The following is a 14,157-nucleotide window of genomic DNA, read 5'->3' as shown; positions in this document are numbered from 1 at the left end:
AAGCAGCAACGCGAGGAGCGACGTGAGCGGCAAGGGTGCACCGGAACTGTCCGTACGCAACGTGGGGGACCTGCGGGTCGCCGTCGTCGCGGCACAGTGGCACGACCAGGTGATGGACGGACTGGTGGACGGCGCCCTGCGCGCCCTGCACGACCTCGGCATCGACGAGCCGACCCTCCTCAGGGTCCCCGGCAGCTTCGAGCTCCCGGTGGTCGCCAAGGTCCTCGCGGGCCGCGGCTACGACGCGGTCGTCGCCCTCGGCGTCGTCATCCGCGGCGGCACCCCCCACTTCGACTACGTGTGCCAGGGCGTCACCCAGGGCCTGGTCCAGGTCTCCGTGGAGACCGGCGTCCCCATCGGCTTCGGCGTCCTCACCTGCGACACCGAGGAGCAGGCCCTGGACCGCGCCGGACTCGAGGGGTCGAGCGAGGACAAGGGGCACGAAGCGGTGACCGCGGCCGTCGCCACTGCGGCCACGCTCCGCTCAGTATCCGAACCGTGGCGCTAGCCCCGCCGGCACTACGCGTAAAGTGGGCGCCACCATGTCCAAGAAGACTTTCGAGGAGCTCTTCACCGAGCTCCAGCACAAGGCCGCCAACGGCGACCCCGCCACCTCCCGCACCGCCGAGCTGGTGGACAAGGGGGTCCATGCCATCGGCAAGAAGGTCGTCGAAGAGGCCGCCGAGGTCTGGATGGCCGCCGAGTACGAGGGCAAGGACGCGGCGGCCGAGGAGATCTCGCAGCTGCTGTACCACGTCCAGGTGATGATGGTCGCCCGCGGCATCTCCCTGGACGACGTCTACGCCCACCTGTAAGCCCAGCACACCCCCTGCCCCACTCCACGCAAAGGAAGCCGACCTCATGCTGCGCATCGCCGTCCCCAACAAGGGTTCCCTCTCCGGCCCTGCGGCGGACATGCTGCATGAGGCCGGCTACCAGCAGCGCCGCGAGTCCAAGGAACTGCGCGTCGTCGACCCGGTCAACGAGGTGGAGTTCTTCTACCTCCGGCCCCGCGACATCGCGATCTACGTCTCCTCCGGCCAGCTGGACATCGGCATCACCGGCCGGGACCTGCTGATCGACTCCGGCGCCGACGCGGAGGAGATCCTGCCGCTCGGCTTCGCCCGCTCCACCTTCCGCTTCGCCGGGAAGCCCGGCGCGGCAGGCGGCGTCGAGGACCTCAAGGGCCGCACCGTCGCCACCTCCTACGAGGGCATCGTCGCCGCCCACCTCGCCGACCGGGGCATCGACGCCTCCGTCGTCCACCTCGACGGCGCCGTCGAGACCGCCATCGAACTCGGCGTCGCCGAAGTCATCGCCGACGTCGTGGAGACCGGCACCTCCCTGCGCAACGCGGGCCTGGAGGTCTTCGGCGAGCCCATCATGAAGTCCGAGGCCGTCGTGATCCGCCGCGCGGGTGCCGAGCCCGACGCGACCACCGAGCCCAAGGTCCAGCAGTTCCTGCGCCGCCTCCAGGGTGTCCTGGTCGCCCGGACGTACGTGATGATGGACTACGACTGCCGGGTGGAGCAGCTGGAGAAGGCCGTCGCGCTCACCCCCGGCCTCGAATCCCCCACCGTCTCCCCGCTGCACAACGAGGGCTGGGTCGCCGTCCGCGCGATGGTCCCCGCCAAGGAGGCCCAGCGGATCATGGACGACCTGTACGAGATCGGTGCCCGGGCCATCCTGACCACGGCCATCCACGCCTGCCGTCTCTGAGCCCGCCCGGAGCGACGCCATGCCCGACACCACGCCGGACCTGCCCGCCCTGCCCGTCACCTTCCGGCCGGGCCGCACCCGCGCCGTCCTGGTCGTCCTCGCCGTCGCCACCTTCGCGACCATCACGGCGGTCGGGACGGTGCTCGGCGGCCTCGGGACGGGGGAGCGCCTCAGCTTCGTGCTGACGGCCCTCCTCCTGGCCGGCGGACTGCTGCTGCTGGCCCGGCCCCACGTCGCCGCCGACGCGACGGGTGTCACCGTCGTCAACCTGACCACCAGGCGGCGCCTGGCCTGGCCCGAGATCCTCCGGGTCAACCTCCGCCACGGCGACCCCTGGGTCTTCCTCGACCTCAGCGACGGCACCAGCCTGCCCGTGCTCGGCATCCAGCCGGGCATCGCCAAGCAGCACGCCATCGCCGACGCCCGCGCCCTGCGCGCCCTCGTGGAGGCCCGGTCCGGCGCCCAACCCGATCCGACGCGCGACTGACAGCGCGCCGCGAGCCCTGCCGCGGGCGCCCTTTTCCTGATTAATCTGGGAACGACAGACGCGCCCACCGCGTCCTCGCCCCTGCCGCTCCGCCCGGTGCGCGGGGGTTCCTGCTACCCGAGGAGTGACTCCCTCCGGCGATGGACGGACCGTCCTTCAGTACCTGCGCCGCCCCCTGTCGTGACATCCCGCAGGCGGCGGCATCATGACCACCCCCCTGCTGCTCCTCGCAGCCGCGTTCCTGCTGATCCTCGCCAACGGCTTCTTCGTCGCCGCCGAGTTCGGCCTCGTCACCGTCGAACGGCCGGACGCCGAACAGGCCGCCGCCGACGGTGACCGGCGGGCCCACCGGGTCGTCGAATCCCTCAAGGAGCTGTCCTTCCAGCTCTCCGGCACCCAGCTCGGCATCACCATCACCTCCCTGGTCGTCGGCATGCTCGCCGAACCGGCGCTCGCCCAGCTCCTGGACGGCCCGTTCACGGCCCTCGGCGTCCCCGACGGCGCCGTGCCCGGCGTGTCGGTCGTCGTCGGCATGCTGCTGGCATCGGCGGTGCAGATGGTGATCGGCGAGCTGGTGCCCAAGAACTGGGCGGTCTCCAGGCCCCTCCAGGTCGCGCGCTTCGTCGCCGGCCCGCAGCACGCCTTCGCCCGGCTCTTCCACCCCGTGATCGCGGCCCTGAACTCCGTGGCCAACCGTCTGGTCCGCGCACTCGGCATCGAGCCCGCCGAAGAGCTGGCCTCCGCCCGCACCCCCGGCGAGCTGGTCTCCCTGGCCCGGCACTCCGCCCGCGCCGGCGCGCTGGAACAGGGCACCGCCGACCTCTTCGTGCGGACCCTGTCCCTGGGCGACCTGACCGCCCAGCACGTCATGACCCCGCGGGTGAAGGTCAGCGCCCTGCACTCCTCGGCCACCGCCCAGGACGTGGTCAACCTGACCCGCGCCACCGGCCTGTCCCGCTTCCCCGTCTACCGGGAGAGGATCGACGAGATCGTCGGCATGGTGCACCTCAAGGACGCGCTCGCCGTCCCCGCCCACGACCGGCTGCGCGTCCTGACCGGCCGGATCGCCCGTCCGGCGCTGCTCGTCCCCGAGACGCTGCCCGTCCGGCCGCTCCTCGCCCGCCTGCGCAGCGAGCAGCCCGTCGCGGTCGTCGTCGACGAGTACGGCGGCACGGCCGGCCTCGTCACGCTGGAGGACATCGTCGAGGAGATCGTCGGCGAGGTCCGTGACGAGCACGACGGCCTGGACGCGCCCGAACTGGCCCCCGCCCCGCCCGAGGACGGCCGCCCCGCCTGGGACGTCGACGGCAGCTGCCGCGTCGACGCCCTGCGCCGCGTCGGCCTCGAAGCGCCCGACGGACCCTACGAGACCGTGGCCGGGCTCGTCGCCGACCTGCTCGGCCGCATCCCCGCCGTCGGCGACCGCGCGGAACTGCCCGGCTGGCGGCTCTCCGTCCGCCAGGTGGGCCACTACCGCGCCGAACGGATACGGCTGGTGCGCACGGCACCGGTCCCCGTGCCGGAGGGCGCCCGATGAGCGTCCTGCAACTCCTGTTCGCCGCGCTGCTCGTGCTCGCCAACGGGTTCTTCGTCGGCGCCGAGTTCGCGCTGGTCTCGGTGCGCCGCAGCCAGATCGAACCACTCGGCACCGCCCGCGCCCGCCAGGTGCTGTACGGGCTGGAGCGGCTGCCGCGGATGATGGCCGCCGCCCAGTTCGGCATCACCGTCTGCTCACTGACGCTCGGTGCCGTCGCCGAACCGACCGTCGCGCATCTGCTGGAGCCCGCCTTCGTGTGGATCCACCTGCCGCACGGCATGATCCACCCGCTCGGCTACGTCATCGCGCTGGCCGCCGTGGTCTTCTGCCACCTCGTCATCGGCGAGATGGTCCCGAAGAACCTCGCGATGGCCGCCCCCGAGAAGGCCGCGCTGTGGCTCAGCCCCGGCCTGGTCGCCTTCGCCCGCCTCTGCGGACCGGTCACCGTCGCACTGGGCGCCTGCGCGCGGGTCGTCCTGCGGCTGTTCCGCGTCGAGCCCAAGGACGAGGTCGAGGCCGTCTTCACCAGCGAGCAGCTCAACCGCCTGGTGGAGGACGCCGGCCAGGCCGGCCTGCTCGACCCGGAGGAGCAGGAGCGCCTGGAGGACGCCCTGGAACTGGGCTCCCGCCCGGTCACCGACGTACTCCTCAAGAGGGAGTCCCTGGTGACGGTCAGCCCCGCGGTCACCCCGGCCCGGATCGTCGCGCTCACCGCCCGCACCGGGTACTCGCGCTTCCCGGTCGCCGCCGGACAGGGCGCCTTCATGGGGTATCTGCACGTCAAGGACGTCCTCGACCTGGAGGAGTCCGAGCGGGCCGTGCCCCAGCACCTCTGGCGCCCGATGACCACACTGCGCCCCGAACTTCCCCTCGACGACGCCCTCACGGTGATGCGCCGCGCGGCCACCCACCTGGCCCAGGTGACGGACGCCTCCGGCCGGGTGCTGGGCCTGGTCGCGCTGGAGGACGTGCTGGAGCTGCTGGTGGGGGAGGTCAGGGACCCGGCCCACCGGGTGGTGACGCCGTACCTCACCCGGCCGGCGGATCCTGCGGCCCCCGCCCCGACAGCACCTCCCCGTACGCCTGCATCAAGTCCGGCAGCCGCAACGTAGCCAGGTCGTCCCGGGTCAGCTCCCCGGGGTACACCGACAACCGCAGATCCCGGTAGGCGCAGCTCTTCTCGTACAGCGTCCGCAGGAACCGCCCGTTGCCCAACTCGTCGATCCACCCCTGGTCCACCACGTGCCCGGCGATCGACCGCAGCTCGTCCAGCGCCTCCTCGTCCCACCCGTCCCCGTTCTCGGCCGCGAGCACCTCACCGATCGAGGTCAGCTCCAGCGGCCGGTACGAGGGGAAGTCGACCCGGGAGGTGAAGCGGGAGGACAGGCCCGGGTTGGCGGCGAGCAGCCGGTCCATGCCCTCCGGGTAACCGGCCAGGATCACCACCAGGTGGTCGCGGTTGTCCTCGGCGCGCTTCAGCAGCACTTGGAGCGCCTCGTCGCCGTACGCGTCGCCCTTGCCGTAGCCGGAGTTGGACAGGGAGTACGCCTCGTCCACGAAGAGGACGCCGCCGAGCGCGGAGTCGATCAGTTCGTTGGCCTTCACGGCGGTCTGGCCGAGGTACTCGCCGACCAGGTCGGCCCGCTGCGCCTCCACCAGGTGGTCACCGCCGAGCAGGCCGAGGGCGTAGAAGACGCGGCCCAGGATGCGGGCCACGGTGGTCTTGCCGGTGCCGGAGGGGCCGGAGAAGACGAAGTGACGTTTGGGCGGCTGGACCGGCAGGCCCTGCCCGGCGCGCAGCCGCGCCATGTTCAGCTGCGCGGACAGCGCCTTGACCTGACGCTTCACCGGCTCGAGTCCCACCATGCGCTCCAGCTCGGCGAGCGCCTCCTCCAGCAGCGCGGGGTCGGTGGGCCCGGTCGGCAGGGACGGGTCGGCCCCGTCGGCCTTCCGGCGCACCGGCGGTCCGCTCAGCGCGGGCAGCGGCGCGGCCGGCGGGGACCCGGGCGTGGAGACCTTGAGGTCGCGCTCCTCGGTGCCGAAGAGCGGGTCGAGACCGTCCAGGCCGTCCACGCCCGGGCCGGCTCCCGCGAGGCCGGCGAGGTCGGCGGCGTCGTCGTAGCCGTCGCTCTCGTCGATCGCCGCCAGCCGGGCCGAGGTGTCCATGAACGCCGGGTCGACGCGGTGCACGGCCCGGTACAGGGGGAGCGCCGCGGCGCTGCGGCCGGTGCCCTCGTGGGCCCGCGCCAGCCAGTAGCGCAGTTCCTTGCGCTGGGGCTGCTCGCTGCGGCACCGCATCAGGGCGGCCGACAGCAGCGGCTCGGCCTGTCCGAACATCTCCAGACGGACCCGGGCCATGCCGCTGAAGAGGCCGGCCTCGATGCCCAGCAGGGGATCGCCGAGCAGGGGGTCGGTGTGCCGGACGAGCTGCTCCCAGTCCTTGACGAGGTAGGCGCGGCAGGCATGCAGGAAGCGGACCTGGGAGTCGGTGTCGACCGGCGGCAGCCCGGCCAGCGCCCGGTCCAGTTCCGGGACGTGGCGTCCGTCCAGCCAGTGGGAGGCGTGCGCGAGTAGCAGGTCGCGCGGGTTCTCCAGCACGGGCTGCACCCACCAGCCCAGCCAGTACCAGGAGTTGAGGGTGCGGCGGTGGCGGCCGCGTTGCTCGCCGAAGCGCTCGCGGTTGCGGAACATCCGCAGCAGGGCGTTCGTGGTGTCGACGCGCAGGGCGTGCAGTCCCAGCCAGCCGTCGGCCATGGTGGGGTCGATGCGTACCGCGGTCCGGAACTCCTCCTCCGCCTGCGGGTAGGCACCCATGGTGTAGGCGTCCACGCCGCGCAGCCAGGCGAGGTCGGCCGGGGCCCGCGGGCCCCGCGTGCCGAAGTCCATCCCGTCCCCCACGTACCGTGCCCCCGTCGGTATGCCGCCGAGCCGTCGCCCGTCGGCCGCCTCGGTCAACGGCTGCACCGAGGACCGGAGTTGCAGGTGCGCGCGGCAACCGCCCGTAGGTCGCACCGAGGGCATCGTACCCGCGGCGCCCGGTCCTCCGAAGGGTGCGGGGGAGCCGCCGTTCCGCGAGGTGGGAGTGGCTGGAACAGGCGACCGAATGGTGACCGAGGGTGAGTGTCCGGCGTCACGGAGCACCCGGAAAACGGGCTCAGGGCAGAACGAAGCCCCCGGTCACGGGGGAACAACCGGGGGCTTCGCGTCTGTCGGCGGCTTCGAACGACCGCACATCCAGAACGTAAGACCTGTACGACCCCTGGGTCAAGCGGAGTTGGGGCGCCTCCGCGGGTTGTCGGGTCGCGATCTTCACGAGTTCAGCACATTGCCGACGGTCCGTCACCCTGCGTGAAAAAATGGGGTCCGGAAGTGGTCCCCGCCGGCCCCGGCAGCACCTCGTACCCCTCCTCCCTCTGCCGTACCAGGCAGTGCGCGAAGGGGCGCGAAGGGTCGTCCGCGAGGTGGCGGCGCTCCGCCGGGACCCATCCGTCCCAGAACTCCCGCTGTTCCGCTCCGTCGCGCGCCCGGCCGCGGGCCCACGCCTCCTCGGCGGGCAGGTCCATCCAGAACAGCAGCGCCAGGTGCGGGCGCAGCGCCCGGCGGCCCGCGCCGACCCCCTCGACCAGTACCACCGGCGAGGGCGGCAGCGGACGCGGCGCCCCGAAGCGCCGGGACCGCCAGTCGTAGGGGGTGTAGCGCGCGGTGTCCCCGTGCCGCAGCGGCTCGATCACCTGGCCGAGCAGCCGTTCGGTCCAGTCGAACAGTGCGTCGTGACTGGCGATGTCGTCGAGGCGGAGCACCGGTGCGCCGCCCAGCCCGGCCGCCAGCCGCCCGGCGAACGTGGACTTCCCGGAGCCGGCGTGCCCGTCGACGCCGATCAGGCGCACGGGCCCGCAGGAGGGCGGAAGGCTGCGGAGCCGGGCGGTGAGGTCGTGGATGACGGATCCTGTGCGGGACGAGGGGGCGGACACGGTTCGCCCCGCACTCTAACCGCGTGCCCGGCCCGCCCCCACCTCGCCGTTCGCGCCACAGGTCGACACCAATGTTCGTGGCGTGGCGTGCGCGGAAGTGCTGGCAGGAGCGGGCGCCTGCGGTCATAGTGGGCGCACGACCGTGCATGGACACGCCCGACTCGGACACCTGGGGGTCTCCCGCCCATGAGCAGAGCCGAACAGCCGTCCCGCAGAGCCGTCCTGGCCGTGGCAGTCGCCGCGGCCGCCGTGGCCGGTGGCGCAGTCCCGGCCACCGCCGAGGCCGCCGCGTCCGGCGCGGGCACCGGCGGTGGCGACGGGGGCACCGGCGGTGCCCCCGCCCGACGGGTCGACTACCGCGCCTGGACGACGTACGGCGACTGGCGGCGCGGTACCACCCGGGGAGCCCGGGTCGTGGCGGGTTCCCGGCCCGGCGTGACGATCGGCACCCCGGCCGGCACCACCGACTACACCGACCCGCACACCGGCACCACCGCCGCCTGGGAGTACGCCACCTGGACCTCGCCCGTCCACCGGCTCGCCGTGCCCTCGACGGAGGCCATCGCCTCCTGGAACGCGCACACCCCGAGCGGCACCTGGATCCAGGTCGAGCTGCGGGGCACCTACTCGGACGGCACGGACACGCCCTGGTACGTGCTGGGCCGCTGGGCGGCGGGCGACGGCGACCAGGACATCCGCCGCACGTCGGTCGACGACCAGGGCGACGGCAGGAGCAGCGTCTGGACGGACACCTTCGCGATCGACGACGCGGCCTCGGGCCTCCGCCTGGCCTCCTACCGGCTCCGGCTCACCCTGTACCGGCGCCCCGGCGCACGGAGCGCGCCCACCGTCTGGCGGCTCGGCGCGATGGGCTCCGACGTCCCCGACCGCTTCACCGTCCCGGCCTCCGCGCCCGGCCTCGCCCGGGAACTGCGCGTCCCGCGCTACTCGCAGGAGATCCACAAGGGCCAGTACCCCGAGTACGACAACGGCGGCGAGGCCTGGTGCAGCCCCACCTCCTCGCAGATGATCATCGAGTACTGGGGCGGCAGGCTCACCGAGGACCAGCTCTCCTGGGTCGACCCCTCCTACGCCGACCCGCAGGTCTGCCACGCGGCCCGGCACACATACGACTACCAGTACTCCGGCTGCGGCAACTGGCCGTTCAACGCCGCCTACGCGGCCACCTTCAAGGGCCTCCAGGGCGTGGTGACCCGTCTCGGCTCCCTCACCGACCTGGAGACGCTGATCGCGGCCGGCATCCCGGCCATAACGTCCCAGTCGTTCCTGGAGAAGGAGCTGACCGGGGCGGGGTACGGCACCTCGGGCCACCTGATGACCGTGATCGGCTTCACCGCCGACGGGGACGTGATCGCCAACGACCCCGCCTCGGACGACAACGAGGCGGTGCGGCGCGTCTACAAGCGGCGCGAGTGGGAGAACATCTGGCTGCGGACCAAGCGGTACAACGCCGACGGCAAGGTCGTCTCCGGCACCGGCGGCGTCTGCTACCTGTACTTCCCGGCCCACCCGAGCGCGCGCCAGCGCAGGGCGCTCGCGGCGGTGGGCGTGCGCTGACGCCGTTCGAAGGCCCCGGCGGCGGACCGCCGCCGGGGCCTTCGCTGTGACCAAGGTCTCCGGCGCAAAAGCCGCCGTCGGTGGCAAGGTGGACAGGACCGCGGGGGGAGTCCACCGAACGCCCGAGACCAGTGAGAAGCCATGACCGCACACACCGCCACTGCCGCCCGTGTCCGTACCGGGGGCCCCAAGGACGACGGTCCGAAGATCCTCGAGCACGTCATGGGCTGGACCCTCGTCGTGGTGGTCGCGATGCTCGTGGTTCAGCTGGGGCTGCTGTGACGTGACCGGCGTGTGACCTGCCCCACGACCCGACCTGCCATACTGCGGATGTCCCGCCGCCCGTAGGAGACCAGGGTCGAAATTGAATATCAGTCAACAGCGTGCCGACGTCCGTCCCCGGGCGCGCGGCACCGAGCGGTCGCTGGCACGTCGCGCCGAACTCATCGCCATCGGGCGGAGGTTGTTCGCGGACACGTCCTACGACGCGCTCTCGATGGACGACATCGCCCGCCAGGCGCATGTCGCCAAGGGGCTGATCTACTACTACTTCCAGTCCAAGCGGGGCTACTACCTGGCGATCATCGAGGACTCCGTCGCCGACCTGGTCACCACCGCCGCCCGGGGCACCGAACTGCCGCAGGTGGACCGCGTGCAGCGCACCATCGACGGCTACCTGCGCTACGCCGAGCACAACCAGGCCGCCTACCGGACCATCGTCAGCGGCGGGGTCGGCTTCGACGCCGAGGTGCACGCCATCCGGGACGGGGTGCGCGAGGCCATCGTCGCCACCATCGCGGAGGGGGCCTACGGCCGCTCCGACATCGGGCCGCTGGCCCGCATGGGCCTGCTCGCCTGGGTGTGCAGCGTCGAGGGCGCCACCCTCGACTGGATCGGCCGGCCCGAACTGCCCCGCGAGACCATGCGCGAACTGCTGGTCAAGTCGCTCGGCGGCACCCTGCGCGCCATCGAGGAGCTGGACCCCGCCTACCCGGCCCCCGAAGCCGCCCGCCGCGACACCTGACGAGGGGGCGGAGGCCCGAGCCGGCCTCCGCCCCGCCCCCGTGCGCCGGGTGGTTCAGTCGATCGCCTTGATCAGCTCACCGTTCGCCGTGTCGCCGCTCAGCTCCCAGAAGAACGTCCCGCCCAGACCCTGCTCGTTCTTGTACGACATCTTGGTCGCGATGGTCTGCGGGGTGTCGTAACTCCACCAGTCGCTGCCGCACTTGGCGTACGCGGTGCCCGCCACCGTGCCGGTCGCCGGGCAACTGGTCTTCAGCACCTTGTAGTCCTCGATGCCGTTCTCGTACGTGCCCTTCGCCGGGCCGGTCGCGGTGCCACCGGGCTCCGACTGGGTGACGCCGGTCCAGCCGCGGCCGTAGAAGCCGATGCCGAGCAGCAGCTTCGAGGCCGGAACGCCGAGGCCCTTGAGCTTCGCGATGGTCGCCGAGGAGTGGTAGTCCGCCTTGGGGATGCCGGAGTACGAGGTCAGCGGCGAGTGCGGGGCGGTCGGCCCGGTGGCGTCCCAGGCGCCGAAGAAGTCGTACGTCATCGGGTTGTACCAGTCGACGTACTGTGCGGCGCCCGCGTAGTCCGCCGCGTCGATCTTGCCGCCGGCCGTCGCGTCGGCCGTGATCGCCGCGGTCACCAGGTAGTCCTGGCCGAACTTGGCACGCAGCGCGCCCATCAGCTTCGGGAACGCCTCCCGGCCGCTCTCGTCGCAGCTCAGGCCGCAGGAGTTGGGGTACTCCCAGTCGATGTCGATGCCGTCGAAGACATCGGCCCACTTGGAGTTCTCGACCAGGTCGTAGCAGGACTGGGCGAAGGCGGCCGGGTCCTTGGCGGCCTCGGTGAACCCGCCGGACCAGGTCCAGCCGCCGAAGGACCACAGGATCTTGAGGTCGGGGTGCTTCTTCTTCAGCTTGAGCAGCTGGTTGAAGTTGCCCCGCAGCGGCTGGTCCCAGGTGTCGGCGGTGCCGTCGACGGACTCGGCCGCTGTGTACGCCCGGTCGGTCGCCGCGTAGGCGTCGCCCATCGCGCACTTGCCGCCGGTGACGTTGCCGAACGCGTAGTTGATGTGGGTCAGTTCGGCGCCGGAACCGGAGGTCTCGACGTTCTTGACGTAGTACTTCCGGTCGTAGGTGCCCCATTCGGTGAAGTAGCCGACGACCTTGGAACCGGCCGCGGCCTGCGTGGCGGGTGCCTGCGGAGGGGGCGTGGCCGTGGCCGTGCCTGCGCCGGCCAGCAGCCCCGCGCCGAGGGCGACGGAACACAGAGCGCCGAGGAGCGTCCGCAGGGAGCGGGCGCGGGGGAGGTGCGGGACGTGCATCGGGTGTCTCCTCGTGGGGGGAAGAGGGAAACGCGCGCCGATTGGCATGAACGCGGTAACGCGTTCGGGCCGTCACCGTAGAAGGACTAGACCAGTGGGGTCAATGGTGCGGACCATTTTCCGTCCGGAGCGTCGAATTGCGGCCCTGCGCGGCGGGCCGGCCCCTTTCTTGAAGTAAGCGGTCGTTAACTGGTGACTCCATGCGTCCGATCGGGCATACTCACAGCGCACAGCCGCTGGTCAGCCGCTTCCGCGACCCGGGAGTGCGAGCATCGGCCAGGCCCGAACGACCCGGCGGAACCGCCTCCACCCAAGGCGCGCACCCGCCGTTGCGCCCGACAGGGAGGAGAGCGTCGCCATGCCCGACCGCGCCCCGCAGCCGGTGGACCGGCAACTGCCCACGGACGAGGCACGGGATCTGATCTCGCTCGTCCGCGACATCGCGCAGCGTGAGATCGCCCCGAGCGCGGCCGAGGAGGAGGACGCCGGACGCTTCCCGCGCGAGGTCTTCGCCCTGCTCTCCGACTCCGGCCTGCTCGGCCTGCCCTACGACGCCCAGTTCGGCGGTGGCGAGCAGCCCTACGAGGTGTACCTCCAGGTCCTGGAGGAGTTCGCCGCGGCCCGCCTCACCGTCGGCCTCGGCGTCAGCGTGCACACCCTCGCCTGCTACGCGCTGGCCGCCTACGGCACCAAGGAGCAGCAGGCCGGCCACCTGCCCGCGATGCTCGGCGGCGGCCTGGTGGGCGCCTACTGCCTCTCCGAGCCCGCCTCCGGCTCCGACGCGGCCTCGCTGCGCACCAAGGCCGTGCGCGAGGGCGACGAGTGGGTGATCGACGGCACCAAGGCCTGGATCACCCACGGCGGCGTCGCGGACTTCTACACCGTCATGGCGCGCACCGGCGAGGACGGGCCGCGCGGCATCACGGCCTTCCTGGTGCCCGGCGACGCCGAGGGGCTGAGCGCGGCGGTGCCGGAGAAGAAGATGGGGCTCAAGGGCTCACCCACCGCGCAGGTCCACCTCGACGGCGTGCGGGTCCCCGACGACCGACGGCTCGGCGACGAGGGTCAGGGCTTCGCGATCGCGCTGTCCGCGCTCGACTCGGGGCGCCTCGGCATCGCCGCCTGCGCGGTCGGCGTGGCCCAGGCGGCGCTGGACGAGGCGGTGTCCTACGCGTCCGAGCGGCGCCAGTTCGGCAAGCCGATCTCCGACTTCCAGGGGCTGCGCTTCATGCTGGCCGACATGGCGACCCGGATCGAGGCGGGGCGTGCGCTGTACCTGACGGCGGCGCGGCTGCGTGACGCCGGACGCCCGTTCGCCAAGCAGGCGGCCATGGCCAAGCTGTACTGCACCGACGCGGCGATGCAGGTGACCACCGACGCCGTGCAGGTCCTCGGCGGGTACGGCTACACCGCGGACTTCCCGGCCGAGCGGTACATGCGCGAGGCGAAGGTGCTCCAGATCGTCGAGGGCACCAACCAGATCCAGCGCATGGTCATCGCCCGGCACCTCGCGGGCCCCGAGGGACGCTGAAGTCACCGGTGACGGTGAAGCCACCGGTGACGCGGGAGTCGCCGGTGGCGAGGGCGTCGGCGGTGGTCAGGGTGTCGGCGCCGGTGAAGAAGTCGCCGAGTCCGCGCGGGGGTTCCGCGAGCCTGATCCACTCCGGGTCGTGGCGCCCGGGCAAGGTGCGGCCGCCGTCGGCCCAGGTCCGCATCAGCTCGCGGTAGATGGGCGGGTCCGGGATCTGCGGGGCCGACGGAACCGGTCCGGCGGGCACCGGGACGAACACGCGGCGCCGACTCCCGGTCGCCGAGTACGTGTGGGTCATACCAGGGCAACGCGGCGATGTGAGGACAGGTCACCGGCGGGCGCAATCGAGCGTGAGTTCGCGGGTGTCCGCCGCCGTCGCGCGGTTGCCGGGGCGATCTGACGTGTCGTCGGCTCCGTCGACGCCGACCCGCGCCCCGGCGTCCTGCGAGCCGTGGCGCGGGTGGGGTGACCGAGTCGGGCGGCGTCCCCGAACGGGGGTGCCCGGGTGCCTCAGGCCGCTTCGCTCCGCATCGTCGGCACCCGCATCGGGCGTGAGCCCGGGCCGCCGACGTGGGAGAAGGGCTGGGTCCGCCAGTCGAGACCCAGGGGGAGCGTCAACAGCAGGGCCGTGTCCTGCTCGTGGGGCTTGGACGACTCGTCCGCGGGGCGCGCGTCCGTGGCCCTGCGGCCGGTGCCGGCGCAGACCGTGAGCCCGAACGGGTTCCACGGAGAGGCGCAGAGCGCGTGCTCCGGCAGCTCCCGCTCGTCCGCCAGCAGCGCGATGGGCTGCGCGCAGTCCGGGCAGATCACCCGGTACATCTCGAAGGTGTCGTAGGCGTCGAGGTCCTCGTCGTCGAAGGCGTCGGGTTCGACGCCCTCCGATACGGGCTCGACGACCGGCTGCTGCCGCTTGGGCGTGGTACGACCAGGGCGCTTAAGACTCTGCATGGGATTCTCCCCCTCGGGCTGGGCCGTGACGGCACTGCGGCCTCGACCACAGCAAGC

At 72.4% G+C, this 14,157-nt stretch carries 15 protein-coding genes; 10 read left to right on the top strand and 5 right to left on the bottom strand.

Annotated features, from left to right (window positions below; translation table 11 throughout):
- Positions 1 to 22: 22 nt before the first annotated feature.
- From ribH to ACFW01_RS24450, 6 genes are all read left to right on the top strand, one after another.
- Positions 23 to 508, top strand: a complete 486-nt coding sequence (gene ribH, locus ACFW01_RS24475) for a 6,7-dimethyl-8-ribityllumazine synthase (RefSeq protein ID WP_125490438.1) — start codon at positions 23 to 25, stop codon at positions 506 to 508.
- Between the two features lie 34 nt (positions 509 to 542).
- Positions 543 to 815, top strand: a complete 273-nt coding sequence (locus ACFW01_RS24470; RefSeq protein WP_011027788.1) for a phosphoribosyl-ATP diphosphatase — start codon at positions 543 to 545, stop codon at positions 813 to 815.
- A 46-nt stretch (positions 816 to 861) separates the two neighbouring features.
- A complete protein-coding gene (hisG, locus tag ACFW01_RS24465) occupies positions 862 to 1,719 on the top strand; it encodes an ATP phosphoribosyltransferase (RefSeq protein ID WP_234958246.1) in 858 nt (285 codons plus the stop codon).
- Between the two features lie 19 nt (positions 1,720 to 1,738).
- Positions 1,739 to 2,206, top strand: a complete 468-nt coding sequence (locus ACFW01_RS24460; protein ID WP_384506582.1) for a PH domain-containing protein — start codon at positions 1,739 to 1,741, stop codon at positions 2,204 to 2,206.
- Between the two features lie 205 nt (positions 2,207 to 2,411).
- Positions 2,412 to 3,743 carry a hemolysin family protein gene (locus ACFW01_RS24455; RefSeq protein WP_234958244.1) on the top strand — a complete coding sequence of 444 codons (1,332 nt, stop codon included), beginning with the start codon at positions 2,412 to 2,414 and terminating at the stop codon, positions 3,741 to 3,743.
- Positions 3,740 to 4,855, top strand: coding sequence for a hemolysin family protein (locus ACFW01_RS24450; protein ID WP_384506579.1), 1,116 nt, complete (start codon positions 3,740 to 3,742; stop codon positions 4,853 to 4,855). The genes ACFW01_RS24455 and ACFW01_RS24450 overlap by 4 nt, the downstream gene beginning before the upstream one ends.
- On the opposite strand, the gene ACFW01_RS24445 is transcribed toward ACFW01_RS24450, so the two are convergent.
- Together ACFW01_RS24445 and ACFW01_RS24440 are read right to left on the bottom strand one after the other, a co-directional pair.
- Positions 4,773 to 6,629 carry an AAA family ATPase gene (locus ACFW01_RS24445; protein WP_234958400.1) on the bottom strand — a complete coding sequence of 619 codons (1,857 nt, stop codon included), beginning with the start codon at positions 6,627 to 6,629 and terminating at the stop codon, positions 4,773 to 4,775. The genes ACFW01_RS24450 and ACFW01_RS24445 overlap by 83 nt on opposite strands.
- 431 nt (positions 6,630 to 7,060) lie before the next feature.
- Complete coding sequence (locus ACFW01_RS24440; RefSeq protein ID WP_384506576.1) at positions 7,061 to 7,714, bottom strand: uridine kinase; 654 nt, start codon at positions 7,712 to 7,714, stop codon at positions 7,061 to 7,063.
- A gap of 186 nt (positions 7,715 to 7,900) precedes the next feature.
- Here ACFW01_RS24440 and ACFW01_RS24435 point away from each other — a divergent pair, with 186 nt between their 5' ends.
- The 3 genes from ACFW01_RS24435 to ACFW01_RS24425 all read left to right on the top strand — a co-directional run bounded on the left by ACFW01_RS24435 (position 7,901) and on the right by ACFW01_RS24425 (position 10,316).
- Entirely contained in the window at positions 7,901 to 9,292 is a 1,392-nt protein-coding gene (locus ACFW01_RS24435) for a peptidase C39 family protein (RefSeq protein ID WP_234958241.1), read from the top strand.
- Positions 9,293 to 9,433: 141 nt separating this feature from the next.
- Complete coding sequence (locus ACFW01_RS24430; protein ID WP_161331921.1) at positions 9,434 to 9,574, top strand: SCO1431 family membrane protein; 141 nt, start codon at positions 9,434 to 9,436, stop codon at positions 9,572 to 9,574.
- Between the two features lie 82 nt (positions 9,575 to 9,656).
- Positions 9,657 to 10,316 carry a TetR/AcrR family transcriptional regulator gene (locus tag ACFW01_RS24425; RefSeq protein WP_234958240.1) on the top strand — a complete coding sequence of 220 codons (660 nt, stop codon included), beginning with the start codon at positions 9,657 to 9,659 and terminating at the stop codon, positions 10,314 to 10,316.
- Positions 10,317 to 10,370: 54 nt separating this feature from the next.
- Here the strand turns inward: ACFW01_RS24425 and ACFW01_RS24420 are convergent, their stop codons facing one another.
- The gene (locus ACFW01_RS24420) at positions 10,371 to 11,621 is read right to left on the bottom strand and encodes a glycoside hydrolase family 18 protein (protein WP_234958239.1); all 1,251 of its coding nucleotides are present in this window, start codon (positions 11,619 to 11,621) and stop codon (positions 10,371 to 10,373) included.
- Between the two features lie 358 nt (positions 11,622 to 11,979).
- On the opposite strand from ACFW01_RS24420, the gene ACFW01_RS24415 reads away from it, so the two are divergent.
- On the top strand, positions 11,980 to 13,152 hold the full coding sequence (locus ACFW01_RS24415; RefSeq protein WP_384506570.1) for an acyl-CoA dehydrogenase family protein: 1,173 nt from the start codon (positions 11,980 to 11,982) through the stop codon (positions 13,150 to 13,152).
- Here ACFW01_RS24415 and ACFW01_RS24410 read toward each other — a convergent pair.
- Together ACFW01_RS24410 and ACFW01_RS24405 are read right to left on the bottom strand one after the other, a co-directional pair.
- Positions 13,115 to 13,450, bottom strand: a complete 336-nt coding sequence (locus ACFW01_RS24410) for a hypothetical protein (RefSeq protein WP_384506567.1) — start codon at positions 13,448 to 13,450, stop codon at positions 13,115 to 13,117. The two genes, ACFW01_RS24415 and ACFW01_RS24410, sit on opposite strands and share 38 nt — an antisense overlap.
- Positions 13,451 to 13,662: 212 nt before the next feature.
- Entirely contained in the window at positions 13,663 to 14,100 is a 438-nt protein-coding gene (locus ACFW01_RS24405; protein ID WP_234958236.1) for a hypothetical protein, read from the bottom strand.
- Positions 14,101 to 14,157: the final 57 nt, after the last annotated feature.

Origin of the sequence: Streptomyces sp. NPDC058985 (genome assembly GCF_042740985.1) — a bacterium.
Lineage (GTDB): Bacteria > Actinomycetota > Actinomycetes > Streptomycetales > Streptomycetaceae > Streptomyces.
This window is presented reverse-complemented; position numbering and strand designations above follow the sequence as displayed.

What these genes read in the sequence shown, in the direction of transcription:
- ACFW01_RS24470 (WP_011027788.1), top strand. Translation starts at nt 543, where the DNA reads ATGTCCAAGAAGACTTTCGAGGAGCTCTTCACCGAGCTCCAGCACAAG.
- hisG (WP_234958246.1), top strand. Translation starts at nt 862, where the DNA reads ATGCTGCGCATCGCCGTCCCCAACAAGGGTTCCCTCTCCGGCCCTGCG.
- ACFW01_RS24460 (WP_384506582.1), top strand. Translation starts at nt 1,739, where the DNA reads ATGCCCGACACCACGCCGGACCTGCCCGCCCTGCCCGTCACCTTCCGG.
- ACFW01_RS24455 (WP_234958244.1), top strand. Translation starts at nt 2,412, where the DNA reads ATGACCACCCCCCTGCTGCTCCTCGCAGCCGCGTTCCTGCTGATCCTC.
- ACFW01_RS24450 (WP_384506579.1), top strand. Translation starts at nt 3,740, where the DNA reads ATGAGCGTCCTGCAACTCCTGTTCGCCGCGCTGCTCGTGCTCGCCAAC.
- ACFW01_RS24445 (WP_234958400.1), bottom strand. Translation starts at nt 6,629, where the DNA reads ATGGACTTCGGCACGCGGGGCCCGCGGGCCCCGGCCGACCTCGCCTGG.
- ACFW01_RS24435 (WP_234958241.1), top strand. Translation starts at nt 7,901, where the DNA reads ATGAGCAGAGCCGAACAGCCGTCCCGCAGAGCCGTCCTGGCCGTGGCA.
- ACFW01_RS24430 (WP_161331921.1), top strand. Translation starts at nt 9,434, where the DNA reads ATGACCGCACACACCGCCACTGCCGCCCGTGTCCGTACCGGGGGCCCC.
- ACFW01_RS24420 (WP_234958239.1), bottom strand. Translation starts at nt 11,621, where the DNA reads ATGCACGTCCCGCACCTCCCCCGCGCCCGCTCCCTGCGGACGCTCCTC.
- ACFW01_RS24415 (WP_384506570.1), top strand. Translation starts at nt 11,980, where the DNA reads ATGCCCGACCGCGCCCCGCAGCCGGTGGACCGGCAACTGCCCACGGAC.
- ACFW01_RS24410 (WP_384506567.1), bottom strand. Translation starts at nt 13,450, where the DNA reads ATGACCCACACGTACTCGGCGACCGGGAGTCGGCGCCGCGTGTTCGTC.
- ACFW01_RS24405 (WP_234958236.1), bottom strand. Translation starts at nt 14,100, where the DNA reads ATGCAGAGTCTTAAGCGCCCTGGTCGTACCACGCCCAAGCGGCAGCAG.